This is a genomic window from Mesorhizobium sp. B2-5-11, from assembly GCF_006440835.1.
Taxonomy (GTDB): domain Bacteria; phylum Pseudomonadota; class Alphaproteobacteria; order Rhizobiales; family Rhizobiaceae; genus Mesorhizobium.
This window is the reverse complement of sequence record NZ_VFUK01000002.1, coordinates 729,778-753,136: the sequence shown is the minus strand read 5'-3', so window position 1 is coordinate 753,136 and position 23,359 is coordinate 729,778. Positions and strand designations below refer to the sequence as shown.

The following is a 23,359-nucleotide window of genomic DNA, read 5'->3' as shown; positions in this document are numbered from 1 at the left end:
GGCCGCAACCCGGCCAAAGGGTAAACAGATGACCGTGAAACTCTCTTCCGCCAATCTCGCCAACCTGCCGGCCAGGGTCGCAGGTCCGAAATACGACCGCGCAGCGCTGAAGGCCGGCATCGTGCATTTCGGCGTCGGCAATTTCCACCGCTCGCACCAGGCCGTCTATCTCGACGACCTGTTCAACCATGGCATCGGCCATGACTGGGCGCTGGTTGGCGCCGGCGTGTTCGAGGGCGAGAAGACCGGCCGCGGCAAACTGGAAGAGCAGGACTGGCTGACGACGGTGGTCGAGCAGGATGAGGGTCATATGAGCGCCCGCGTCACCGGCGCCATGATCGACTTCCTGACGCCCGGCGATGCCGCCGCCATCATCGAACGGCTGGCCGATCCGGCGATCAAGATCGTGTCGCTGACCATCACCGAAGGCGGCTATTTCATCGATCCTGCCTCCGGCGTGTTCAACCCGACGCATCCCGATATCGTCGCGGATGCGCAGCCGGACGCGACGCCGAAGACCGTGTTCGGCATCATCCTCGCCGGCCTGGTGCGGCGGCGCGGCGATGGCATCGCACCGTTCACGGTGATGTCCTGCGACAACATTCCCCACAACGGCCATGTCACCTCGGATGGCGTCATCGGGCTGGCCCGCCTGATCGACGAGGATCTGGCGGCCTGGGTCGGCGGCAATGTCGCTTTCCCGAACGCGATGGTCGACCGCATCACGCCGGCCACGTCGGACCGCGAACGCGCGATCCTGGCCAAGGATTTCGGCGTCGAGGACAATTGGCCTGTCTTTTGCGAACCCTTCCGGCAATGGGTGCTGGAAGACCATTTCACCGACGGCCGGCCGCCGCTTGAAAAGGTCGGCGTGCAGTTCGTCAAAAACGTCGCGCCCTACGAGCTGATGAAGATCCGCATGCTCAATGGCGGCCATGCCACCATCGCCTATCCGGCCGGGCTGATGGACATCCATTTCGTGCATGAGGCGATGCAGGAGCCGCTGGTGCGCGGCTTTCTCGACAAGCTCGAGCATGACGAAATCATCCCGACTGTGCCGCCGGTGCCGGACACGGTCCTGGAGGATTATTACCAGCTCATCGAAAAGCGCTTTTCCAACCCCAAGATCGGCGACACGGTGCGCCGGCTCTGTCTCGACGGTTCCAATCGCCAGCCGAAATTCATCATCCCGACCATCGCCGACCGCTTGAAGGCGGGAAAGAGCGTCGCCGGCCTGGCACTTGAATCGGCGCTGTGGTGCCGCTACTGCTTCGGCACGACGGACAGCGGCGCGGTCATCGAGCCCAACGATCCGAACTGGGACCGCATGCAGGCGACGGCAAAGGCGGCAAAGGACGCGCCCGCCGCCTGGCTTGCGATGGAAGACATCTATGGCGATGTCGGGCGCGCCACCGCGTTCGTCGAGGCTTTCGCGCATGCATTGAACCTGCTGTGGACGGATGGCACGCGCGCCACGCTGACGCGCTACCTCGCCGGCAAGCTCTGAAACGGGACCATGGCGCCGGAACTGGTCATTTTCGACTGCGACGGCGTGCTGGTGGACAGCGAGGCGCTGTCGGTCTCGGCACTGCTCGGCATGATCGCGCTTGCCGGCGGCAGTATCGGCGAGGATACGGCCTACGAGCATTTCCTCGGTAAGAGCATGAAAAGCGTGCGCGAGATCCTCGCCCGCGACTTCGGCCTGCCCATCACCGATCAGCACCTGACCACGATGCGTGTCGAATTGATGCGCAAATTCCGCGAGGAGCTGAAGCCAATCGCCGGCGTCAAGGAAGTGCTGCCGAGGCTCGGCTTGCCGTTCTGCGTCGCCTCCTCGGGCACGCTCGACCGCATCCGCTATACGCTCGACGTCACCGGCCTGCTCGGATTGATGGAGCCGCATCTGTTCAGTGCCGGCATGGTGGTCAGGGGCAAGCCGGCGCCCGACCTGTTCCTTCATGCCGCCGCCTCGATGCGGGCGCATCCGCGCAAATGCCTTGTGATCGAGGACAGCCCCGCCGGCGTCGCGGCGGCGCGGGCGGCTGATATGCGCGTGTTCGCCTTCACCGGCGGCGCGCATGCCGGCAACCCTGCCCTGAAAGCGCGGCTTGCGTCGAGTGAGCCGGACTTTATATTCGCTGACATGCTGCAATTGCCCGATCTGATTGCAGGCCTGGGAGCGAGAGACAGAGCATCTTGACGAAACAGTTCGTTTGCGCGGTCGATGTCGGCACCGGGAGCGCCCGCGCGGGCATTCTCGACACCAGTGGCACCTTGCTCGGCCGCGCCGAGCACCCGATCGCCATGCACCAGCCGAAGGCCGATCACGCCGAGCATGATTCGCGCGATATCTGGTCAGCCGTGTGCGCCGCGGTGCGTGCGGCCCGCGAAAAATCCGGTGTTGCCGCCGAGGACATTGCCGGCATTTCCTTCGATGCCACCTGCTCGCTGGTCGTGCGCGACAGGCAAGGCGGCCAGCTCAGCGTTTCGGTGACCGGAGAGGAGCGCTGGGACACCATCGTCTGGCTCGATCACCGCGCCATCGCCGAGGCCGACGAATGCACGGCGAGCGGCCATGAGGTGCTCAACTATATCGGCGGCGTCATGTCGCCGGAAATGGCGACGCCGAAGCTGATGTGGCTGAAGCGAAACCTGCCGAAGACCTGGAATGAAGCCGGCTATCTATTCGACCTCACCGACTTCCTGACCTGGCAGGCGACGGGGTCGCTGGCCCGCTCGCAGTGCACGCTGACCGCCAAATGGACCTATCTGGCGCACCGGGAACCCGCATGGCAGCGCGATTTCTTCGAACTCGTCGGCCTCGGCGACCTCTTCGAGCACGGCAATCTGCCCGAAAGAGCCAGTCCGGTCGGCGCTTACATCGGCTCTTTGAGCGCGCAAGCAGCGGCGGAGCTCGGCCTGACGGAGACATGCCGGGTCGGCGCCGGGGTGATCGATGCCTATGCCGGTGCGCTTGGCGTGCTCGGCGGGTTTGCCGGCGACGAGCGGAATATCGGCCGTCATTTGGCGCTGATCGCCGGCACATCCTCCTGCGTCATGGCGATGTCACCCGATCCGCAGCCCTTCGCCGGGGTCTGGGGGCCCTATTACGGCGCCGCGCTGCCGAAGCTGTGGCTGTCGGAGGGCGGCCAGTCGGCCACCGGCGCCCTGCTCGACCACATCATCCGCTGGCACGGCGCGGGCGGCGAGCCGAACGCGGCCATGCATGCGAGGATTGCAAGCCGCGTCGCCGAGCTGCGCGCGGCGGAGGGCGATGCCCTTGCCGGCCGGCTGCATGTGCTGCCCGACTTTCACGGCAACCGCTCGCCGCTCGCCGACCCGCATGCGGTCGGCGTGGTCAGCGGCCTTACGCTGGATTCCTCCTTCGACAGCCTGTGCCGGCTTTACTGGCGCACCGCCGTGAGCATCGCGCTCGGCGTGCGCCATGTGCTGGAAGCGCTGAACGAGAACGGCTATCTCATCGACACGCTGCATGTCACCGGCGGCCACACCAAAAATCCCCTCTTGATGGAACTCTATGCCGACGCCACCGGCTGCACGGTGGTCGAGCCGCTGGCCGACGAGGCGGTGCTGCTCGGCACAGGCATGGTGGCTGCGACCGCCGCCAGGCTTTTCCCCGACCTCAACGCGGCCTGTCTGGCCATGCAGCAGGGCGGCAGGACCCGCGCCGCCAACCCGGCCGCCGGCGCCCGCTTCGATCGCGACTACCGGATTTTCCTGGAGATGCACCGGCAACGCCAGACGCTCGACGCGATCCAGTAGAACGCGCCTTACCGTGTCAACAAGGATAGGCCGGACTTGGCATCGAACAGGTGCATATCCGATTCGTCAAACGTATAGCGGACATCGCTGCGGATAGTTGGGCAGACGCGGCTGGGAACGAGTGCGCTGATCTCCTTGCCGCCAAGAGCGAATGTCACCAGTGCATCGTTGCCATGAAACTCGATGAGATCGGCCGTTCCCGCCAGGAAATTTCCGGCGCTGCCGGGGGTCGCGGGCTTGAGATCCGGAGGCCTGATGCCAAGCACCGCCTGCTCGCCATGTTGTAGCTTGAAGCGCGAGCCGTCGAGGGTGAAGACAGTTCCGCCATTGGTCAGCGTCCAGCCATTTTCTTTCCGGGCCACCGTCACATCGATGAAATTCATGTTCGGCGTGCCGATGAAGCCGGCAACGAACAGATTGCCCGGCCGCTCGTAGATTTCCGCCGGCGAGCCGACCTGCTCGATGACGCCGTCCTTGAGCAGCACGATGCGGTCGGCGAGCGTCATCGCTTCGAGCTGGTCATGGGTGACATAGACGGTGGTGGTCTTCAGCGACTGGTGCAGCCGCGCGATCTCGACGCGCATGTGGTTGCGCAGCTTGGCGTCGAGATTGGACAGCGGCTCGTCGAACAGGAACACTTTCGGCGTCTTGATCATGGCGCGCGCGATCGCCACGCGCTGCTGCTGGCCGCCGGAAAGCTCGGCCGGCTTGCGGCCGAGATAGGGTTCCAGCCCGAGCGTCCTTGACACCGCTTCGACCCGCTTCTGGATCTCGGCCGCCGGCACTTTCTGGCGCCGCAGCCCGAAGGCGATGTTGTCGAAGATCGTCATGTGCGGGTAAAGGGCGTAGTTCTGGAACACCATGGCGATGCCCCGGTCGCCCGGATCGAGATCGTTGACCACCTTGCCGCCGATCGAGACCTCGCCGCCGCTGATGTCCTCCAGCCCCGCCAACATGCGCAGCAAGGTCGACTTGCCACAGCCGGACGGGCCGAGGAACACGACGAACTCGTGCTCCTCGATCGAGAGGTTGAGGTCGCGGATGACCGTCGTGGCGCCATAGGCCTTGTCGACATGGGAACAGGTGATCGCGGACATGGTCAGCCCTTTTCGCCGCTAAGCAGGATCTGCAGCTTGACGTCCTGCGGATGCGCCGCCGCCGCACGCTCGAAAGCCTCGATGCTGTCGGAGAAGGGATAGGTGCCGGTGATCAGCGGCTTGAGATCGACCTTGCCGGAAGCGATGAGCTGCAAAGCGCGGTCGAAAATGTTGGCATAGCGGAACACGGTTTCGATGCGCACTTCCTTCGATATGGCCGCCGGCACGTTGAGCGCCACCGGCTCCACCGGCAGCCCGACGAGCACCACCGCGCCGCCAGGGCGCACGATATCGAACAGATTGGCGAACGCCTTGGGGCTGCCGCTGGCCTCGAAGACGATGTCCGCGCCCCAATTGTCGGTCGCCTCCGCCACCGCCTCGGCCAATGACTGCTCGCCGATGTTGACCGGAACGACGCCGGGATAGCGCCCGGCAATTTCGAGCTTGGGCGCGGAGAAGTCGGAAATCAGCACTTTCGAGCAACCACCGGCCAGGGCGGCCAGCGCGATCATGATGCCGATCGGGCCACAGCCGACGACAGCCGCCACGTCACCCGGAACGATGCGCGCGCGCGCCGCCGCCTGCATGCCGATGGCGAAAGGTTCGACCATCGCGCCTTCGGCGAAGGAGACATTGTCGGGCAGCCTGTAGGTGAAGGCGGCCGGATGCACGGCTTGCGGCGCCAGAATGCCATGCACCGGCGGCGTCGCCCAGAAGGTGACGTCCGGGTCGACATTGTAGATACCGAGCTTCGTCGCCCGCGACGACAGGTTCGGCACGCCCGGCTCCATGCAGACGCGATCGCCGACCTTCAGCGTCCGGACATTGGCGCCGATCTCGACGATCGTTCCGGACGCTTCGTGGCCGAGCACCATCGGCGAGCGCACGACATAGCTGCCGATGGCGCCATGGGTGTAATAATGCACGTCGCTGCCGCAGACGCCGACCGTGTGGATGGCGATCCTGACGTCGTCCGGCCCGACCTCGAGCGGCAACGCGATTTCGCGCAGCGACAGCTCGCCCTTTTTCTCAAGCACCAGTGCCCGCATCGTGTCGTCCTCGCTTCAAGTCTTTTTTTGCCGGAAAACGGAATTCAGGAAGCCGCTGAGCACGCCGAGAAACAACAGCGGCGGCAGCGACAGAAGCACGACCGAGGCGTTCAGGATTCCCCACGGCACGTTCATGCCTTGCTGGGAGAGTTCCGAGGCGACGATCGGCAAGGTCTTGGCGTTGGAGCTCGACAGCATCAGCGCGATCAGGAACTCGTTCCAGACCAGCACGAAACTGAAAGCCACCGCACCGATCAGCGAACGCGCCGCGACCGGCAGCGCAATCCTCCAGAACACCGAATAGGCGCCGTAGCCATCGACGAAGGCCGCTTCCTCGACCTCCTTCGGCACGGCCTGGAAGGCGGGAATGGCGAGCCACATGATCACCGAGATGGTGAGCAGGCAATAGGTGACGATCAGCGCGGCGAGCGTGTCGTAAAGCCCGACCTGCAGCCAGATCACCATCAGCGGAATGGCGACCGCCACCGGCGGCAGGAAGCGAAGCGACAAAACGAAGAACTGGATGTCGCCGGCCCAGCGGTTCGGGTAGCGCGCCACCGCGTAAGCCGCCGGCAGGCCGAGCACCACGCCGATCAGTACCGCGCAGCCGCAGGCGACGACCGAATTGTAGAGGCCGGTCATGACGCTGTCGCGGCCGACGATATAGCTGATGTTAGCCAGCGTCGGCGTGAACACCAGGCGCGGGACGCGGGTGATGATGTCGACATTGTTCTTCAGCGAATTGAGCGCCGTCCACAGCAACGGAAACACGGCCATGAAGCCGGCAAACGCCAGCACGGTCTTGCCGATCAGGCGGCCGGGTCTCATGCGATATGGTCTCATGCCTGCACCCGCTTCCACAGCATGGTGAAGGTGATGACCGTGGCGATCATCATCAGCACCGCCATCGCCGAGGCGTAGGAGACCTTGCCGGACTCGATGAAGCCTTGCGAGAAGGCGTACATGTCGAGCGTTTCGGTCGCCACGCCCGGACCGCCGCGGGTCATCACATAGATCAGGTCGAAGGAGCGCAGCGACTCGATCATCTTGACGAACATCAGGCTGATCAGCGGCGCCTTGAGCATCGGCAAGGTCACATAGGCGTGGATCTGCCAGCGTTTGGCATGGTCGAGCCGGGCCGCCTCGATCGGCTGCGGCGGCAGCGTTTCCAGGAGCTTCAGCACGATGACGGCGAAGAACAGGCCCCATTGCCAGACGTCGACCGAAGCGACGGCGAACAGCGCCGTCGACGGCTTGGACAGCGGATCGAAGATCAGCCCACCGGTCAGCAGCCGGTAGGGGTAAGTGGCGATGCCGTAGAGCGGATGGTAGGCGAACTTCCAGACGAAGGCCGCCGAGACGCGCGGCAGCAGGACCGGGATGATGAACAGCAGGCAATAGACGTTGCGAAGGCGCGGCGAGGCGACCTCGAACATCAGGACGCCCAGTCCGATGGCGACCGTCATCGTCGCGATAACCGTGACGAATTCCCATTTCACCGACACCCAGACGGCGTTGAGAAAGCGGCGGTCGGCGAACAGGTCGGCGAAGTTCGAGAACCAGACATAGGAATAGGCTGTCGAGCTGAGTTCACGGTTCTGCAGGGCGATGACGACCGCGTAGAGCGTCGGCACCATCGACAGCACCAGAAGGATGGCGAGTGTCGGCACGACGAAGGTGACCGGCAGGGATGAGCGTCGCGGCATCTGTCTAACCTCTGCTATGATGAAACCAGGACCTGCGGCGCACAGGTTCCGGCGCTCCACCGAATGCCGTGGACCGCGCGCCGCAGGGGGAGGATGGCTTATTTCTTCACCAGCTCGTTGGCATAGGCCTCGAGTTCGTTGAGGCCGCCCTTGATGTCGGTGCGGGTACCGGTGACCAATTCCTCGAGGATGATACCCCAGCGGTCGCCGAGATCGGGCCAACGCGGGTCCTGCCAGAAATTGACCGCCGTGACCTTGCCGGTTTCGGCCAGTGCCTGGCCGAGATCGGCGCCGTAAATATCGGCGAATTCCTTGCTGGCCAGAATGCTGGTGCGGTTCAGCTCGCCGAACTGGTGGGCGTCGAGCCGGCGCTTCTCGTTTTCCTTCGATGTTGCCCAGGCGATGAACAGGCCGGCGCATTTCTTCGAGGCGTCGTCGGCATTGGCCTTCGCTGCGATGGCGAGGCCATGGCCGTAACCGCCGCCGGGCAGTGGCGACGGGGGCGGCAGGAAACCTATGTTGCCGACGACCTGCGAGGTCTTCGGGTCGACCGCCATGCCCGACAGCGGCGTCGATTCGACCAGGATCGCGACCTGGCCCGACAGGAAGGCGCCGGTCGATTCATCCCAGCTGCCGGTCTGCGTGCCGGGCGCCGAATCCTTGAACAGTTTCAGGTAGGTCTCGGTCGCCTTGACCGCGGCGTCGGAATTGAAGACCGGCTTGTCGCCGTCGAACCACTGGCCGCCATAGGTCTTGAAGAACGGCATCCAGCGCCAGACATTGGCGCCCGAACCGCGCGCGCCGCGCAGCGCGATGCCATACATGCCCTTGTCCGGATTGGTCAGCTTCGGCACGTCGGCGATCAGCTCGTCGAGCGTCTTCGGCGGCTGGATGCCGGCTGCCTCCAGCACGTCCTTGCGATAGACCATCAGGTCGCCGCCGCCGGTCAGCGGCGCGAACCAGACCTTGCCATCATAGGTGGCGACCTTCTGGCGGCCCGGATCGAAATCGGCATAGTCGTAGTCGGCCGGATAGTAATCGCTCAGCGGCACGATCCATTTCGAGGACGCGAACAGCGCGACATTGGCTTCGTCGACATAGTAGACGTTGTAGTTGCCGACCGTGGACGCATCGGCGCGCGATTTTGCGCGGCGGTCGTTCTCGTTGAGGTAATCGATCTGGAAGCCGGCGCCGGCAAGCTTCTCGAACTCGGCCTTGGAGTCCTCCAGAAGCGTCAGGCCGTCACGTGGTTGCGCCAGCACCTTGACCGGCGCCGAGCAGACCGGCGCCTGCGCTAAAGCGATGGTTGAAACGGTAGCGGAAAGCATGAAAGCTGCACCAAGGCTGGCAGCGAGCCGAATTGGTTTCATTATTTTCTCCTCCAGGAACACGTCGCAGGAAGCGGACGTCCTCGGGTTGCGCGATCCTCACCATCGCCCGAGCGACTTGCCACCCATCGCCAAAATGCGGAGTTGCAGCGGCTCGCGCTAGAAGCCCCGTTGCAGAAGACCTGTACTTTTATGCATTGTGCGGCGCAAAAACCGGCATCCGGTTGCGGCCAATCTCACATGAGTATCGATCGGACTCGGAGGCGGTGGTTTTTAGGGCGTGCTTACGCGCGCATCGCCAGCCGCTGCCGCGACAGCTTGCGATAGGATGACGGCGTCATCTTGTGCTTGCGCATGAAGGCGCGGTTGAAATTGGAGATGTTCATATAGCCGACCTGGAAACAGATGTCGGTGATCGGAATATCGGTATCGGCCAGCAGCTTGCAGGCCTGCCACAGCCTCAGCTTGGCAAGGTGGTCACTGAAGGAATTGCCGGTGTTCTTCTGGAAGAAGCGCGAGAATGTGCTCTCGGTCATTCCCGCGAGCGCCGCCACATCAGGCAGCTTCAGATCTTCGGCGAAATGCTGAAACAGATAGGTCAGCGTGCGCTGGATGATGTCGAGCGAGGCGGCATCCAGAACAGGGGAGAAATCCGGCGAAGACAACAGCTCGTATTCGTCGGTCCTGGCGAGGAGATCGACGAGATTCAGGAACAGGCAGAACCTGGTTAGCCCGCTGACGTCCCCCATCCGTTCCATCAACTCGGCGCCTTCCAGTGCCGTGCGGCCATGAAAAACCATGCCGCGCAGCGACCGCTCCAGGAACGGCTCCAGTTCGCGTAGTTCGGGCAACAGGCCAGCCGACCCGCGCAGCCTCTCGGCATCGAACTGGAGGACGATGTCGCGGCCTTCGATCAGCTCGCCCGGCTGCACCGCCGTCACCCAATCATGCGGCAGCCCGCCGCCGACGATGGTGAGATAACCCGGTCCGAATTCGCCGATGTGGTCGCCGACCAGCACGACGCCGGAAGATTTTCGCAAGAGGTGGATTTCGTACTCAGGATGGAAATTCCAGACATTGCGCTCCCAGGGATAGTCGTCCAGCCGCCACAGGAAACTGTCGCTCGCCTCGGTGACGATATGTTCGAAGGCCGGCGCCGTGCGAAGCGTCGCAACCGGATTCCTTCTGCGCCTGAACTGCATCCTGCCTCCTGCAAATTTGGGTTCCGTGGCACCTCGCTCGTCCTTGCAATGCGTAGCAGCCTTGGGGCCATGTGTGAAATGGGCCGTCGGAGAGCGTCGGTCACGAGGCTTCAGCGTCATCGGCGATCCGACTGGATCAATCCGTTCCCGCCCCTCCTCCCTTGCCTTCATGTCGCGTTTCGTACAAAAGCTGACGTAAACGCCGCGAAACCGAAGGTCTCGCCGTTTGCAATGCGGCTTCCGGCTTTTTTGCCGATGCGCCGCAACCTTGAAAGAGCGGAATAATGTCTGCGATCGAAGCCGGCGCTCGCGCGCCGGAAAATCTTTGGCGTCAGGAAATCAGGGCGACTTTGGCGCTCGCCTGGCCCATGGTGCTGACCAATCTCGGCCAGACCGCCATGACGGCCACCGACGTCATGATGATGGGCAGGCTGGGGGCGGACACGCTGGCCAGCGGCGCGCTTGGCGCCAATCTCTATTTCATGCCGCTGATCTTCGGCCTGGGCCTGATGCTGGCGACCTCGCCGATGATGGCGACCGAGCTCGGCCGCCGCCGTCATTCGGTGCGCGACCTGCGCCGCACCGTGCGCCAGGGGCTGTGGCTGGCGATCCTCATCTGCATTCCGATCTGGATCTTTCTCTGGCACGGCGAGAACGTGCTGCTCGCCATGGGCCAGGAGCCCGCTCTGGCGCATAGCGCCGGCATCTACCTGCGCTGGCTGGAATGGGCGGTGCTGCCCTTCTACGGCTATATTGTGCTGCGTTCCTTCATATCGGCGCTGGAGCGGCCGGGCTGGGCATTGATAATCGTCTTTGTCGCCGTCGCCTGCAACGCGCTCTTCAACTGGGTGTTCATGTTCGGCAATCTCGGTGTTCCGGCCATGGGCATATCAGGCTCGGGCCTTGCCACCTCGCTGTCCTCAACGCTGATGTTCGTCGGCATGGCCGCCGTGGTGATGTGGGAGAAGAAATTCAGGCGCTATCATCTGTTCGGCCGCTTCTGGCGGTCCGACTGGCCGCGCTTCAAGGGCCTGCTGCGGCTCGGCCTGCCGATCGCGGGCATCCTCGCTTTCGAGGTGACGATCTTCAACGCTGCGGCGCTGCTGATGGGCCTGATCGACGCGGATTCGCTTGCCGCGCACGCCATCGCCATCCAGATCGCGTCGATCTCCTTCATGGTGCCGCTCGGCCTCAACCAAGCGGTGACGGTGCGCGTCGGGCTTGCGCATGGCGCCGGCAATCCGGAAGGCGTCTCGCGCGCCGGCTGGACCGCCTTCGTCATCGGCGTCTCGTTCATGGCCCTGATGGGCCTGATAATGATCCTGTGGCCGCATCTCCTGATCAGCGCCTTCATCGACCTGGCCAATCCGGCCAATGCCAGGGTGATCACGCTTGCCGTATCGTTCCTGGTCTTCGCGGCCCTGTTCCAGGTCTTCGATGGCGCGCAAGCGGTTGCCGCCGGCATGCTGCGCGGCCTGCACGACACCAAGGTGCCGATGATCTATGCCGCGATCGGCTATTGGGGCGTCGGCCTGCCGCTGGGCGTGCTGCTCGCCTTCCCTTTCGGCTTCCATGGCGTCGGCATCTGGATCGGGCTGTCCAGCGGACTGGCGGTGGTGGCGGCGTTGCTTCTGGCGCGCTGGCTACGGCGGGATCGCCTCGCGCCGCCGCTGGTGTTCGAACACTGATGCAGAGGGCCGCCGGGTTGTCCGGTGGCCTTTCCGTCATTGTCGGCGTCAGCTGTTTTTGAGCGCCGGGCTGAACACCATCAGGCTCAGTATTTCGAACAGCACCTGGGCGCCGGCATGCGCGGTGTTGGTGGTCGCATCATATTGCGGCGCCACCTCGACCACGTCGCCGCCGACGATGTTGAGGCCTTTGAGGCCGCGCAGCAGTTCGAGCACTTCCCGAGTCGTCAGGCCGCCGACTTCCGGCGTGCCGGTGCCCGGCGCGAAGGCCGGATCGACGCTGTCGATGTCGAAGGAGACATAGGTCGGTCCGTCGCCGACTATTCTGCGCGCCTTCTCGATAATGGCGGGGATACCGAGGCCGGTCACCTCCTCGGCATGGATCACGGTCATGCCGGATTCGTAGGTGAACTCCCACAGATATTCGGCCGAGCCACGGATGCCGATCTGGATGGTGCGCGTCGGGTCGAGCACGCCATCGAGCACCGCGTTGCGGAACGGGCCACCATGGTGAAACTTGGTCATGTCGAACAAGCCGCTTGTATCGCAATGGGCGTCGATGTGGATGAGGCCGACCGGGGCCTTCTTGCCGACGGCCTTCAGGATCGGATGGCTGATCGAATGGTCGCCGCCGACCGACAATGGAATGACGCCGGCATCGACGATCTGGTTGGTGCGGCGCTCGATGTCCTCATGGCAGGTCTCGAGCCGGTAGCGACTCTGGAACGGCACGTCGCCGATGTCGGCGACCCTGAGCTCATGCGTGGGAGCGCATTCCAGCACGTGATTGTAGGGGCCGATGCGCTCGATGGCGCGCAGCGCCCGCGGCCCGAAGCGGGAGCCCGGCCGGTTGGTGACGCCGAGATCCATCGGCACGCCTGTTATCGCCACCTGCAAATCGCCGAAATCCGGGTTGTCGGCCGATATTTCGCGATAGGGCGCGGCGAGGAAGGTGGGGATACCGGAATAGGGCGCCAGCCGCGTGCCCGACTTGGAAAATATCTTGTCGGCGACCTTGCGGAACTTCGGGTCGAACATCTCGCCGCCATGGCTCTCGCCATATTTGCGGCGCAACGCGTCGAGCTTGCCGCTGTCATAACCCATGTCGGTTTTCTCCTGTCTGTCTCTCCGGAGTGTCCGGTAGCGCTTTGGAAAAATCAATTGCGTTCGGACGGGTTGGCTGCCGCAGGTCTTTCTTTTTGTCGGGCCAGCCTGAAACCGGGCAGCGCTTTTGCCAATTCGATGCTATGAGGCCTGTCGCGATCATGGGCGGCAGGCAGCGAAGGCGGTAACGAGACATGGCCAGGACCGATATTGCGCGGCGCGTCTACAACCATACCTGGAAGCTCGACCCGATCGTGCGCAGCCTGCTGGACACGGATTTCTACAAGCTTCTGATGCTGCAGATGATCTGGGGCATGTACCCCAAGGTCGACGCCACCTTTTCGCTGATCAACCGCACCACTTCGGTGCGGCTGGCCGAGGAGATTGACGAGGGCGAGTTGCGCGAACAGCTTGACCACGCCCGCACCTTGCGCTTCTCCAAGAAGGAGATGATCTGGCTGGGGGGCAACAATTTCTATGGCCGCAAGCAGATCTTCGAGCCGGAATTCCTGGCCTGGCTGGAAAATTTCCGGTTGCCCGAGTACGAGCTTTCCAGGCGCGGCGGGCAGTATGAGCTCTCCTTCAGCGGCCCGTGGATGTACACCACGCTGTGGGAGATTCCCGCGCTCGCCATCATCAACGAATTGCGCTCGCGCGCCGCCTTGCGGTCGTTCGGGCCTTTCACGCTCGACGTGCTCTACGCCCGCGCAAAAGCCAAGATGTGGGCCAAGACCGAACGGCTGAAGGCGCTGCCCGGCATCCGTATTTCCGACTTCGGCACGCGCCGGCGCCATTCCTTCCTGTGGCAGCGCTGGTGCGTGGAAGCGCTGAAGGAAGGCATCGGCGAGGCTTTCACCGGCACCTCCAACGTGCTTCTGGCCATGGACAACGACCTCGAGGCGCTGGGCACCAACGCGCATGAACTGCCGATGGTGTTCGGAGCGCTGGCCAATTCGGAAAAGGAATTGAAACAGGCGCCCTACAAGGTGCTGCAGGATTGGCAGCGCTACTATGGCGGCAATTTGCTGATCGTGCTGCCCGACGCCTTCGGCACGGCTTCCTTCCTGCGCGACGCGCCGGACTGGGTGGCCGACTGGACGGGCTTTCGCCCCGACAGCGCGCCACCGATCGAGGGCGGCGAGAAGATCCTGTCCTGGTGGCGCGAGAAGGGCAAGGACCCCAGGCAGAAGCTGCTGATCTTCTCCGACGGGCTCGAGGTCGAGACCATCGAGGAGACCTACCGCCACTTCAAGGGCAAGGTGCGCATGTCCTTCGGCTGGGGCACGAACCTGACCAATGATTTCGAGGGCTGCGCGCCTACGGCAACCGACAGCCTCGACGCCATATCGCTGGTCTGCAAGGTGACCGAGGCCAACGGCCGGCCGGCCGTGAAGCTCTCGGATAATCCAGCCAAGGCGACGGGTGACCTCAAGGAGATCGAGCGGTATCTGCGCATCTTCGGTGAAAAGGACCGGGTGGAGCAGTTGGTCAAGGTGTGAGGGCACGACCGGTGCTTCCGGCATCGCCATACGAGACGGCAAAGTCGGATAGGCTGAGTTCCTTGGCGCCCCCCTCTGTCCTGCCGGACATCTCCCCCTCAAGGGGGGAGATCATGCTGTCATCTTCGTCTTCGCGAACCTCCGGCGTTGCAAGGGAAGCGCCGACAGAGAAACCGCCAATCTCCCCCCTTGAGGGGGAGATGTCCGGCAGGACAGAGGGGGGCGCCGTAGAGTGCCGTCGTCGGTCATTAGCATTTTTGCCTATCGCTCTATTGCTCCTCTCACCCACCCCAGCCTTCGCCCACGCCTCGGACCGCGGCCACGTCCTGCTCCTGCCGACCGGCTATTACCTGATCGGCGGCGCTTTCGCCGTGGCCGCAAGCTTCCTCGTGCTGGCGCTGCTGCCGGCGCATCGGCTCGATCGTTTCTGGCGGCGGCGCCTGCCACTGTTCACACTGGGTGATGATGCCCGCACCGCTGCCAGCCTGATATCCTTTGCCGGCTTTGCATTCCTCATCTCCGCCGGCTTTCTCGGCAGCCGCGATCCGCTCTCCAACCCGCTGCCTCTGGTGATCTGGACACTGCTGTGGGCCGGCTTCACGCTGCTGCAAGGTTTCCTTGGCGACCTCTGGTCCTGGCTCAATCCCTGGTACGGGCCGGTGCGTCTCCTGTTGCGTCTGACCGGCAGAGGCGATGAAGCGGCCTGGCGCCTTCCGCCATGGCTCGGCTGCTGGCCGGCTGTCGTCCTGTTCTTCGCTTTTGCCTGGTTCGAGCTCATCGATCCGGCGCCCGACGATCCGACGCGGCTGGCCCGGGCCGCCGGCCTCTACTGGTTGTTCACCTTGCTGGCGATGCTGTCGTTCGGTTATGGGGCGTGGGCCCGCAGCGGCGAATTCCTCACCGTCTTCTTCTCGATGGTGGCACGCTTCGCGCCGGTCGTGCGCGACGAACGCGGCCGGCTCGCGCTATGCTGGCCGGGCGCCAAGCTGCTGACCGCCGCGCCTTTGCCGGCAAGCGGCGTGGCCTTCCTGCTGCTCGCCCTGTCCTCGGTTTCCTATGACGGCCTGTCGAAGACCTTCTTCTGGCTGGGCCTGTTCGGCATCAATCCGCTTGAATTCCCCGGCCGCACGGCGGTGATCGGCAGCGGCAGTTTTGGCCTCGTCCTGACATTCATGCTGCTTGCGGCGGTCTTCCTGCTTGCCGTGGTCGTCGGCCAGAAGCTCGCCGGCGACGGCCACAGGCTTGGCGAGGCGACGGGGCTGCTGGTCTGGTCGATCGTGCCGATCGCGCTCGCCTACCACATCGCGCATTACCTGACGGCGCTGCTGGTCGACGGCCAGTATGCGCTTGCGGCACTGTCCGATCCGTTTGCGCTCGGCTGGAACCTTTTCGGCACCGCCGACATGCAGATCGAAGCCGGCATCATCGCCGGCGCGGGCTCGGCATGGTGGCTGTGGAACATCCAGGCCGGTGCCATCATTCTCGGTCATCTGCTTGCCGTGCTCGTCGCCCACGGCTTCGCCGCACGCCTGCATCCGGTTCCCGCCCGCGCCGCGCTCAGCCAGTTTCCGCTCACCTTGCTGATGATCGCCTACACCGTCTTCGGCCTCTGGCTGCTCGCCACGCCGACCGTTGGCTAGACGCGGTGGAAATAAACCGGGATCCCCCTGGGGAAACGGCATTGCCGTGTCCGGACTTTGGTGATTTAGTTTGTACACATGCAATTTCGGCCGTCCGCAGGACGCGGTCTGCTACGTTCCAGCCATTGGTCAAAACTCAAAAACAGGGGAACTGCCGTGACTGACAAGAATGGGTTTTTCGATCTCTCCAAGGCCGGTCTCACCCGCCGCACCGCGCTGAAGGGTCTGGCCGCCGGCGCCGGCCTGGCGGTCGCGCCCGGTTTCGTCCGCTACTCCCAGGCGCAAAGCTCCGCCCCGATCAAGATTGGCTTCCAGTCGCACCGAACCGGCATCGGCGCCGCCTATGGCCGCTGGTACGAGAAGACCACGGCCGCGGCGGTCAAGGCGATCAACGCGGCCGGCGGCATCAATGGCCGGCCGGTCGAGGTCATCATCGAGGATGACGGCACCGATCCCGGCCGCGGTGCCGAGGTGGTCGGCAAGTTCGCCACCCAGCACAAGACCGACATCGTCTTCGGCACCTTGTTCTCGCATGTCGTCATCGGCTCGGCACCCGCCGCCGGCGAAGCCAAGATGCCCTATTTCGTCGTCAGCGAAGGCCACCATGTCGCCTCGACCAAGCTCAACCGCTATGTCTTCCAGCCCGGCATCACCGACGTAAAGAGCCAGATCCAGTCGATGGCGCCGTGGATCGCGGCCAATGCCGGCAAGAAGGTGACGCAGATCTTCCCCGATTTTGCTTTCGGCTACGACCACCGCGACTACCTCCCGCCGGCGTTGAAGGCGCAAGGCGCAGAGGTCATCGCGCAAATCGCCATTCCACCGACGGAGAGCTCCTTCACCAAATACTTCCCGCAGATCCCTGCCGAGACCGAGGTGATCTACCACGTCATGGTCGGCCCGGCGGTGCTCACCTTCGTCAAGGAGCTTGGCGAGTTCTACGGCTCCAACCGGCCGCAGCTGTTCGGCTTCATCGATTCGCTCGAAGCCGTCGACATCAACAGCCCCGGGCTCGAATTCCTGGACGGCAGTCATTTCTGGGAAGGCTCGCCGCGTTATGCCCAGGCGGACGATTCCGAGGCGCAGAAGACCTATCGCGCCGCCGTCGGCATCGACGACAATGGCGCGGCCGTCGGCGACCCCAAGGATGTCTCCACCGCCGCGCACATGTTCGGCTGCTGGGAGACGCTCTACGTCGTCAAGAAAGCGATGGAAGACGCCGGCTACAAGGGCCCGGAAGACCGCGCCAAGCTGGTCGAGGCGACCGAGGCGCTGACCGAATTCGCCGAAGGTCCGGAGCATCCGCAGGGGCCAAAAACCTTCAACGGCAAGATCCACCAGTGCTTCGGCATCCAGAACATCTCCAAGGTCGACGGCGGCAAGCTCAAGGTGGTGCACAAGACCAAGATCGAGGACGGGCTTTACGAGGCCGAGGGGGATTATACGACGCAGGCGTTGTAGGCTTAGCCATCTAACAAGCGTGAGCGCCAAGCCGCCCCCCTCTGTCCTGCCGGACCCGGCCCTTCGCTGTCGCTCCGGGCGTTCGTCGTTCGGAAAGCCAAGCAATTGGCTTTCCGTCCGCTGCGCGGACCACTTCTCACCCCCCTCAAGGGGCGCGATTGCGCTATCGGTGAGTGCCTAACCCATGCATTTCGGACCCCACCTCCTCCTTGCCGCCCTCGAAGGGCTCGTCACATCCGCCGTGCTGGCGCTGACCGCGCTCGGCCTGTCGCTGGTGTTCGGCGTGATGCGCGTGGTCAACGTCGCGCATGGCGAGTTCTTCATGCTGGGAGCCGTGCTCGCCTGGACGATCACGACTGCGATCGGAGGCCATCCGGCGCTCGGGTTCCTGGCGGCACTTATCATCGCACCGCTGGTCGTCGGCGCCCTTGCACTGGTGGCCGAGCGGCTGGTGCTGCGCCGGCTGAACTACAATCCGGAAGCCACCATCGTCGCCACCATCGGCATGCTCTACATCATCCAGCAGCTGGCGCTGACCTTCTATGGTCCGGAAGCGCGCCCGGTAGAGCCGCCCTTCAGCTATCGCATCCTTCTGCCGTGGTTCGGCTATTCGGGCTACAAGCTGTCGATCATCGCGGCATCCGTCCTTCTGCTCGTGGTGACATGGCTGGTGCTGACGCGCACCAGGGTCGGCCTCGTCATGCGTGCCACGCAGTATGACAGCGAGACGGCGCAGGCCTTCGGCATCCCTGTCGATCGAGTCTATGGCGGCGTCTTCGCGCTCGGCGCCATGCTCGCGGCCATCGCCGCGGTGCTGATCGTGCCGATCAGCCAGGCGCATTACCTGATGGGGCAGGACCCGCTGCTGCTGTCCTTCATCGTCGTCATCATCGGCGGCCTCGGCTCGTTGCGCGGAACCGTCATCGCCGCCGTGCTGATCGGCCTGTCCGACGGCATCATCTCGATGTTCTTCTCGCCGACGCTGGCCAAGATCATCGCCACGCTGCTGGTCGCCATGGTGCTGGTGTTCCGGCCGCAGGGCCTGTTCGGGACGACGACGCGATGAGCGAGACCTCGCCGGCAAAAGCCTATGGCTTGCATCTCGGCGTCATCGCGCTGCTTTTTGTCCTGAGCTTCGTGCTGCCGGATTATCATCACGGCCTCGTCGCTCGTATCATGGTGCTGACGGTCTTCGCCATGGGCTACAACATGCTGTTCGGCTATGTCGGACTGCTCAGTCTCGGGCATGCCATGTTCTTTGCCGCCGGCCTCTACGGCGCCGGCCTTGCCGTCATCCAGCTTGGCTGGAGCGTGCCGGCGGCTTTGTTGAGCGGTATCGCCTGCGGCGCGGTGCTGGCACTGGTGATCGGGCTGCTGGCGCTGCGCACCACGGGTGTCGCCTTCATGATCGTCACCATGATGTTCGCGCAGGTCTTTTACCTCCTCATCCTCTATTTTGCCGCGTGGACCGGCGGCGACCAGGGCATGGTGGTGCCGCAGCCGGCACGCGTCCTGAATTTCGGCGCGACGTCGCTCGATCTCACCAATCCGACGGTGCGCTACATGAGCGCGCTGGCTCTGTTCTCGCTCGTGCTTCTGGTCACGCTGGCCGTCGTCCGCTCCCGATACGGCCGCGTGCTGGTCGCCATCCGCGAGAACGAGGAACGGACCAAAATGCTGGGGTACGACACCTTCTCCAACAAGCTCGCCGCCGTGGTCGTCTCCGGCGCCATCTGCGCGGCGTCGGGCGCTGCCTATGCGCTGCTGTTCGGCTATGTCGGCTCGAGCTTCGCCTCGGTACAGTACTCGATCCTGCCGCTGCTGTGGGTGCTGCTCGGCGGCGCCGCCACCACGCTCGGACCGCTGATCGGCACGCTGTTCATGTACTATGTCATCGACGTCACCAGCGGCTTCACCTCCGCCTACCTGTTGATCGTCGGCGTCGCGTTGATCCTGCTGGTGCTGTTCTTCCCGAAAGGCATTCTGGGCAGCATCCGGCAGCGCTGGCTCGGATGGCTGCCATGACGCCGCTTCTGACCACCAAAGGCCTGTCGCGCAATTTCGGCGGCCTGCGCGCCGTCGACAGCGTCGATTTCACCTTGGTGCCGGGCGAAATCTGCGCCGTCATCGGCCCCAACGGTGCCGGGAAGACCACTTTCGTCAGCCTGATCAGCGGCCGTATCCCGCCCTCGTCCGGATCGATCGTTTTCGACGGCTCCGACATCACCGGCCTGCCGGCCTATGTCAGGGTCCGCCAGGGCATCGCCTACACGTTCCAGATCACCAGCGTCTTCGCCAATCTCAGCGTCTACGACAATGTCGCGCTGCCGGTGCAGCTCACGCTGAGCGACGGCCTTTCGAAGGGCGCGATCAAGGCAGGCGTCATGTCGGCGCTCGAACGCACCGGCCTGGCCGACCGCGCCCATATGCAGGCCGGGCAGTTGTCCTATGGCCACCAGCGGCTGCTGGAGGTGGCGATGGGCCTGGCGCTGAAGCCGCGCCTGCTGATCCTCGACGAGCCGACGCAGGGGCTGGCCGACAGCGAGATCGACAATTTCATCGCACTCGTGCGCGACATCGCCGACCGCGCCACGGTGCTGCTGATCGAACACAACATGCCTGTCGTCATGCAACTGGCCGACCGCATCACCGTCTTCAACGCCGGCAAGATCCTGGCCGAAGGCACACCCGAGGCGATCCGCGAAAACGCGGCGGTGCAGGAAGCCTATCTCGGGACCGCCCCATGACCGAGACGAGCAAGACGCAAGCGTTGCGGATCGCGGGACTGGACTGCTTCTATGGCGAGGTTCAGGTGCTCTATGGGCTCGACCTGGCGCTGAACAAGGGCGAGGTGCTGTGCCTGTTCGGCCGCAACGGCGCCGGCAAGACGACGACGCTGAAAGCCATCATGGGGCTGGTCCGGGCGAGTGCCGGTTCGATCAGCCTCGCAGGCCAGGAATTGACCGGTCTGGCCGCCCACGAGGTGCCTAAAGCCGGCATTGCCTATGTGCCGCAAGGCAGGCGGCTGTTCGCCGAAATGACGGTGGCGGAGAACATCGAGATCGGGCTGATGGCGCGCGGCAAGGGGAAGGCCGTGCGCGAAAACGTGCTCAACCTGTTCCCGGTGCTGCGCCAGCGGCTCAGGCAGCGCTCGGGCACCTTGTCGGGCGGCGAGCAGCAGATGCTGGCCATGGCACGCGCGCTCTGCCTGGAACCGCAGGTGCTACTGCTCGACGAGCCGACCGAAGGGCTGATGCCGTCGATGATCGCAAAAATCCGCGAGACGGTGGCCAAGCTGCGCGAACTGGGCGTTTCCACCATCCTGGTGGAGCAGCGGGTCGATGCCGTGCTGTCGGTCGCCGACCGCGTCGCCTTCATCGAGAATGGCCGCAACCGTGAGACGGTCGACGTAGAGGCGTTGCGCGCCGACCCGTCGGCGGTCAGGCGCTATGTCGGCGTAGGCTGAGGATTTGCCCTCCCCTTGTGGAAGGTAAGGGCCTGGCGTCCTCGCCGGCTCACCCGAAGAACAGGAAGCCCGCCATCAAGAACGTGGGGATCAGCACCGCGCCCGACCATGCCATGTAGCCGAAAAAACCCGGCATGTTCACGCCGCGGTGCCGGGCAATGGCGTAGACCATGAAGTTCGGCGCGTTGCCGATATAGGTGTTGGCGCCCATGAACACCGCACCCGCCGAGATCGCCGCCAAGGTCGAAGCGAGCTCCGTCATCAGATGCCGGGGAGCGCCGCCGGCCAGCTCGAAGAACACCAGGTAGGTCGGAGCGTTATCCAGGAAGGACGACAGCGCTCCGGTCAGCCAGAAATAGGCGAGATCGTTGGGCATGCCCTGCGCTGACGTGACGAGCGCGACCAGCGGCGCAAGCGCGCCTTCGTGGCCGGCCCTCAGGATGGCGACCACGGGCACGATGCAGACGAAGATGCCGGCGAACAGTTTCGCCACTTCCGCGATCGGCCCCCAGTTGAAACCGTTCGCCTGCCGATACTCCTTGCGCGAGACGGCCAGCGAAACGAAGGCAAGCGCCAGGATGACGACATCGCGCACAAGGTTCTGCAACTCGAGGTCCACCCCCTGAATGGAAAGACTGATGCCGGGCTTCCATGTGGCCGAAAGCAGGATCGCACCGATCACGCCGGCCAGCAGCGGCAGGTTGGGCAGGCCGCGGATGCGCACTTTCGTGTCCGGCGTCGGGTCCTTGATCTTTGGCGCGCCCATTTCGCGGCGATGCAGCGTGGTGTCGATCGCCAGGAAGACGGCGAGCACGACGACGCTGACGAACAGGGTCTCGCGCCAGAGGTTGGCGGTGGTCCAGAAGAAATCGACGCCGCGCAGGAAGCCGACGAACAGCGGCGGGTCGCCGAGCGGCGTCAGCGAACCGCCGATGTTGGACACCAGGAAGATGAAGAAGATGATGACATGGGCGTTGAACGGCCGGTTGTCATTGGCGCGGATGAGCGGCCGGATCAGGATCATCGAGGCGCCGGTGGTGCCGATGACGGAAGCAAGCAGGGCGCCGATGAGCAGCAGCCCGGCATTGACCAATGGCGTGCCGTGGATGTTGCCGGCCACGAGAATGCCGCCCGAAATGGTGAACAGCGCGAACAGGAGAATGATGAACGACATGTATTCGGTGAGCAGCGCATGCAGCACCGCTTCCGTTGCCACCGTCGTGCCGAAGGCCGATGCGAGCGGCACCACCACGAGAGCCGCCCAAAATGCAGCAATCTTGCCGTAATGATGCTCCCACACATGGTTGAAAAGCAGCGGTCCCGTGGCGATCGAAAGCAACAGCCCGGCAAAGGGCAGCGCCCACCACAGCGACATCGTCCGGCCTGGCAGGCCGTGCTCTTCCGCGGCGAAGGCCGTTCCCGGTAACAGCATCGCGACAGCCACCACGGCACTTGCCGTCAAAGCCGTCGCCCCTATCGACCCCTTCTCTTCTCCCACGATGAGGTCAGTCCGCCGCGTGGTCTTCGAGCGTCACGCCTGCTTGGCGCATCCTCGCCAGCATCGTCTCGACGGAACCGTTGAGGTCGATCCCGCGGCAGGCATCGAGCCTGACAGTGGTTGTGAACCCCTGTTTGACCGCGTCGAGCGCCGAGAAGGCGACGCAGAAATCGGTCGCCAGGCCGACCAGGGTCAGAGTGTCGATGCCGCGCTCCCTGAGATAGCCGGCAAGGCCGGTCGGCGTCGTGTGGTCGTTCTCGAAGAAGGCCGAATAGCTGTCGATATCAGGCCGAAATCCCTTGCGGATGACCAGCTCGGCCTTGGTCCAGGCAAGACCCGAGTGAAAATCCGAGCCGAGGCTGCCCTGGATGCAATGGTCCGGCCACAATGTCTGCTGGCCGTAGGGCATCTCGATGGTTTCAAAAGGCTGGGCGCCTGGATGGCTTGAGGCAAAGCTCGAATGGCCGGCTGGATGCCAGTCCTGCGTCAGCACGACATGATCGGTTCGCCGGATCAGGTCGTTGACCAGCGGCACGATCTCGTCGCCGCCGGTCACAGCCAACGCGCCGCCAGGGCAAAAGTCGTTCTGCAGGTCGATGACGACAAGCGCTTCTTCGGCCATGGGGTTCCTTCCTGTCGGTATCGGGCGCGGGCTCCCAGGGGGATCCCGGCGAAAGAAAGCCGCTGGCGCGACCGGAGGGAGAAACTTGACCAGATGGCGGGCCGCGTCAACCATTAGAGCGCCGGGCGCAACCCCGAACGCGCAAAGGGCGCCCCAGCACCTAGATTTTGCGGAGAACAAATGCGTGGCGGCGGCAGCCGTGCGGGTGCTGCGCAA

General features: G+C 64.1%; 20 protein-coding genes. 11 read left to right on the top strand and 9 right to left on the bottom strand.

Features of this window, described 5'->3' with window-relative positions:
• The first annotated feature begins 28 nt into the window (after nucleotides 1-28).
• From FJ490_RS10935 to FJ490_RS10925, 3 genes are read left to right on the top strand one after another with little or no spacing between them, the layout of a single operon-like run.
• Nucleotides 29-1,507, top strand: coding sequence for a mannitol dehydrogenase family protein (locus FJ490_RS10935; RefSeq protein ID WP_140729568.1), 1,479 nt, complete (start codon nucleotides 29-31; stop codon nucleotides 1,505-1,507).
• A 9-nt stretch (nucleotides 1,508-1,516) separates the two neighbouring features.
• Complete coding sequence (locus FJ490_RS10930) at nucleotides 1,517-2,200, top strand: HAD family hydrolase (protein WP_140729567.1); 684 nt, start codon at nucleotides 1,517-1,519, stop codon at nucleotides 2,198-2,200.
• Complete coding sequence (locus FJ490_RS10925) at nucleotides 2,197-3,783, top strand: FGGY-family carbohydrate kinase (protein ID WP_140729566.1); 1,587 nt, start codon at nucleotides 2,197-2,199, stop codon at nucleotides 3,781-3,783. The genes FJ490_RS10930 and FJ490_RS10925 overlap by 4 nt, the downstream gene beginning before the upstream one ends.
• An 8-nt stretch (nucleotides 3,784-3,791) precedes the next feature.
• Here the strand turns inward: FJ490_RS10925 and ugpC are convergent, their stop codons facing one another.
• From ugpC to FJ490_RS10895, 6 genes are all read right to left on the bottom strand, one after another.
• The gene (ugpC, locus tag FJ490_RS10920; RefSeq protein WP_140671580.1) at nucleotides 3,792-4,880 is read right to left on the bottom strand and encodes a sn-glycerol-3-phosphate ABC transporter ATP-binding protein UgpC; all 1,089 of its coding nucleotides are present in this window, start codon (nucleotides 4,878-4,880) and stop codon (nucleotides 3,792-3,794) included.
• A gap of 2 nt (nucleotides 4,881-4,882) precedes the next feature.
• Nucleotides 4,883-5,929: an NAD(P)-dependent alcohol dehydrogenase gene (locus FJ490_RS10915; RefSeq protein ID WP_140671579.1), complete on the bottom strand. Its 1,047-nt coding sequence runs from the start codon at nucleotides 5,927-5,929 to the stop codon at nucleotides 4,883-4,885.
• Between the two features lie 15 nt (nucleotides 5,930-5,944).
• Nucleotides 5,945-6,757: a carbohydrate ABC transporter permease gene (locus FJ490_RS10910; RefSeq protein ID WP_140729565.1), complete on the bottom strand. Its 813-nt coding sequence runs from the start codon at nucleotides 6,755-6,757 to the stop codon at nucleotides 5,945-5,947.
• An 11-nt stretch (nucleotides 6,758-6,768) separates the two neighbouring features.
• A complete protein-coding gene (locus FJ490_RS10905) occupies nucleotides 6,769-7,635 on the bottom strand; it encodes a sugar ABC transporter permease (protein ID WP_140671577.1) in 867 nt (288 codons plus the stop codon).
• A 98-nt stretch (nucleotides 7,636-7,733) separates the two neighbouring features.
• The gene (locus tag FJ490_RS10900; RefSeq protein WP_140729564.1) at nucleotides 7,734-9,005 is read right to left on the bottom strand and encodes an extracellular solute-binding protein; all 1,272 of its coding nucleotides are present in this window, start codon (nucleotides 9,003-9,005) and stop codon (nucleotides 7,734-7,736) included.
• A gap of 242 nt (nucleotides 9,006-9,247) precedes the next feature.
• On the bottom strand, nucleotides 9,248-10,165 hold the full coding sequence (locus FJ490_RS10895; RefSeq protein ID WP_140524196.1) for an AraC family transcriptional regulator: 918 nt from the start codon (nucleotides 10,163-10,165) through the stop codon (nucleotides 9,248-9,250).
• 284 nt (nucleotides 10,166-10,449) lie between these two features.
• Here FJ490_RS10895 and FJ490_RS10890 point away from each other — a divergent pair, with 284 nt between their 5' ends.
• Nucleotides 10,450-11,853, top strand: a complete 1,404-nt coding sequence (locus FJ490_RS10890; RefSeq protein WP_140524197.1) for an MATE family efflux transporter — start codon at nucleotides 10,450-10,452, stop codon at nucleotides 11,851-11,853.
• Between the two features lie 48 nt (nucleotides 11,854-11,901).
• Here FJ490_RS10890 and speB read toward each other — a convergent pair whose 3' ends face one another.
• Nucleotides 11,902-12,957 (bottom strand): agmatinase, encoded by a 1,056-nt coding sequence (gene speB, locus FJ490_RS10885; protein ID WP_140491375.1) that lies wholly within the window; start codon nucleotides 12,955-12,957, stop codon nucleotides 11,902-11,904.
• 194 nt (nucleotides 12,958-13,151) lie between these two features.
• On the opposite strand from speB, the gene pncB reads away from it, so the two are divergent.
• The 7 genes from pncB to FJ490_RS10845 all read left to right on the top strand — a co-directional run bounded on the left by pncB (nucleotide 13,152) and on the right by FJ490_RS10845 (nucleotide 21,023).
• Complete coding sequence (gene pncB, locus FJ490_RS10880; protein WP_140554616.1) at nucleotides 13,152-14,456, top strand: nicotinate phosphoribosyltransferase; 1,305 nt, start codon at nucleotides 13,152-13,154, stop codon at nucleotides 14,454-14,456.
• A 200-nt stretch (nucleotides 14,457-14,656) separates the two neighbouring features.
• Complete coding sequence (locus FJ490_RS10870; protein WP_140729563.1) at nucleotides 14,657-16,096, top strand: hypothetical protein; 1,440 nt, start codon at nucleotides 14,657-14,659, stop codon at nucleotides 16,094-16,096.
• A 156-nt stretch (nucleotides 16,097-16,252) separates the two neighbouring features.
• Nucleotides 16,253-17,557, top strand: coding sequence for an ABC transporter substrate-binding protein (locus FJ490_RS10865; RefSeq protein ID WP_140514345.1), 1,305 nt, complete (start codon nucleotides 16,253-16,255; stop codon nucleotides 17,555-17,557).
• A gap of 184 nt (nucleotides 17,558-17,741) precedes the next feature.
• Entirely contained in the window at nucleotides 17,742-18,623 is an 882-nt protein-coding gene (locus FJ490_RS10860) for a branched-chain amino acid ABC transporter permease (protein ID WP_140662403.1), read from the top strand.
• Complete coding sequence (locus tag FJ490_RS10855) at nucleotides 18,620-19,582, top strand: branched-chain amino acid ABC transporter permease (RefSeq protein ID WP_140582854.1); 963 nt, start codon at nucleotides 18,620-18,622, stop codon at nucleotides 19,580-19,582. The genes FJ490_RS10860 and FJ490_RS10855 overlap by 4 nt, the downstream gene beginning before the upstream one ends.
• The gene (locus tag FJ490_RS10850; RefSeq protein ID WP_140582852.1) at nucleotides 19,579-20,304 is read left to right on the top strand and encodes an ABC transporter ATP-binding protein; all 726 of its coding nucleotides are present in this window, start codon (nucleotides 19,579-19,581) and stop codon (nucleotides 20,302-20,304) included. The genes FJ490_RS10855 and FJ490_RS10850 overlap by 4 nt, the downstream gene beginning before the upstream one ends.
• Nucleotides 20,301-21,023 carry an ABC transporter ATP-binding protein gene (locus tag FJ490_RS10845; RefSeq protein WP_140582849.1) on the top strand — a complete coding sequence of 241 codons (723 nt, stop codon included), beginning with the start codon at nucleotides 20,301-20,303 and terminating at the stop codon, nucleotides 21,021-21,023. Before FJ490_RS10850 ends, FJ490_RS10845 begins: the two co-directional genes overlap by 4 nt.
• Before the next feature lie 49 nt (nucleotides 21,024-21,072).
• On the opposite strand, the gene FJ490_RS10840 is transcribed toward FJ490_RS10845, so the two are convergent.
• Together FJ490_RS10840 and pncA are read right to left on the bottom strand one after the other, a co-directional pair.
• Nucleotides 21,073-22,455, bottom strand: coding sequence for a sodium:proton antiporter (locus FJ490_RS10840; protein WP_140493430.1), 1,383 nt, complete (start codon nucleotides 22,453-22,455; stop codon nucleotides 21,073-21,075).
• 73 nt (nucleotides 22,456-22,528) lie between these two features.
• Nucleotides 22,529-23,143: a bifunctional nicotinamidase/pyrazinamidase gene (gene pncA / locus FJ490_RS10835; RefSeq protein ID WP_140729562.1), complete on the bottom strand. Its 615-nt coding sequence runs from the start codon at nucleotides 23,141-23,143 to the stop codon at nucleotides 22,529-22,531.
• Nucleotides 23,144-23,359: the final 216 nt, after the last annotated feature.

Excerpts from the sequence above, each read along its gene's own strand:
- FJ490_RS10900 (WP_140729564.1), bottom strand. The coding sequence starts at position 9,005 with ATGAAACCAATTCGGCTCGCTGCCAGCCTTGGTGCAGCTTTCATGCTT.
- FJ490_RS10855 (WP_140582854.1), top strand. The coding sequence starts at position 18,620 with ATGAGCGAGACCTCGCCGGCAAAAGCCTATGGCTTGCATCTCGGCGTC.
- FJ490_RS10895 (WP_140524196.1), bottom strand. The coding sequence starts at position 10,165 with ATGCAGTTCAGGCGCAGAAGGAATCCGGTTGCGACGCTTCGCACGGCG.
- speB (WP_140491375.1), bottom strand. The coding sequence starts at position 12,957 with ATGGGTTATGACAGCGGCAAGCTCGACGCGTTGCGCCGCAAATATGGC.
- FJ490_RS10870 (WP_140729563.1), top strand. The coding sequence starts at position 14,657 with ATGTCCGGCAGGACAGAGGGGGGCGCCGTAGAGTGCCGTCGTCGGTCA.
- ugpC (WP_140671580.1), bottom strand. The coding sequence starts at position 4,880 with ATGTCCGCGATCACCTGTTCCCATGTCGACAAGGCCTATGGCGCCACG.
- FJ490_RS10845 (WP_140582849.1), top strand. The coding sequence starts at position 20,301 with ATGACCGAGACGAGCAAGACGCAAGCGTTGCGGATCGCGGGACTGGAC.
- FJ490_RS10860 (WP_140662403.1), top strand. The coding sequence starts at position 17,742 with ATGCATTTCGGACCCCACCTCCTCCTTGCCGCCCTCGAAGGGCTCGTC.
- FJ490_RS10850 (WP_140582852.1), top strand. The coding sequence starts at position 19,579 with ATGACGCCGCTTCTGACCACCAAAGGCCTGTCGCGCAATTTCGGCGGC.
- pncB (WP_140554616.1), top strand. The coding sequence starts at position 13,152 with ATGGCCAGGACCGATATTGCGCGGCGCGTCTACAACCATACCTGGAAG.
- FJ490_RS10935 (WP_140729568.1), top strand. The coding sequence starts at position 29 with ATGACCGTGAAACTCTCTTCCGCCAATCTCGCCAACCTGCCGGCCAGG.
- FJ490_RS10890 (WP_140524197.1), top strand. The coding sequence starts at position 10,450 with ATGTCTGCGATCGAAGCCGGCGCTCGCGCGCCGGAAAATCTTTGGCGT.
- FJ490_RS10915 (WP_140671579.1), bottom strand. The coding sequence starts at position 5,929 with ATGCGGGCACTGGTGCTTGAGAAAAAGGGCGAGCTGTCGCTGCGCGAA.
- FJ490_RS10840 (WP_140493430.1), bottom strand. The coding sequence starts at position 22,455 with ATGCTGTTACCGGGAACGGCCTTCGCCGCGGAAGAGCACGGCCTGCCA.
- FJ490_RS10905 (WP_140671577.1), bottom strand. The coding sequence starts at position 7,635 with ATGCCGCGACGCTCATCCCTGCCGGTCACCTTCGTCGTGCCGACACTC.
- pncA (WP_140729562.1), bottom strand. The coding sequence starts at position 23,143 with ATGGCCGAAGAAGCGCTTGTCGTCATCGACCTGCAGAACGACTTTTGC.
- FJ490_RS10930 (WP_140729567.1), top strand. The coding sequence starts at position 1,517 with ATGGCGCCGGAACTGGTCATTTTCGACTGCGACGGCGTGCTGGTGGAC.
- FJ490_RS10910 (WP_140729565.1), bottom strand. The coding sequence starts at position 6,757 with ATGAGACCCGGCCGCCTGATCGGCAAGACCGTGCTGGCGTTTGCCGGC.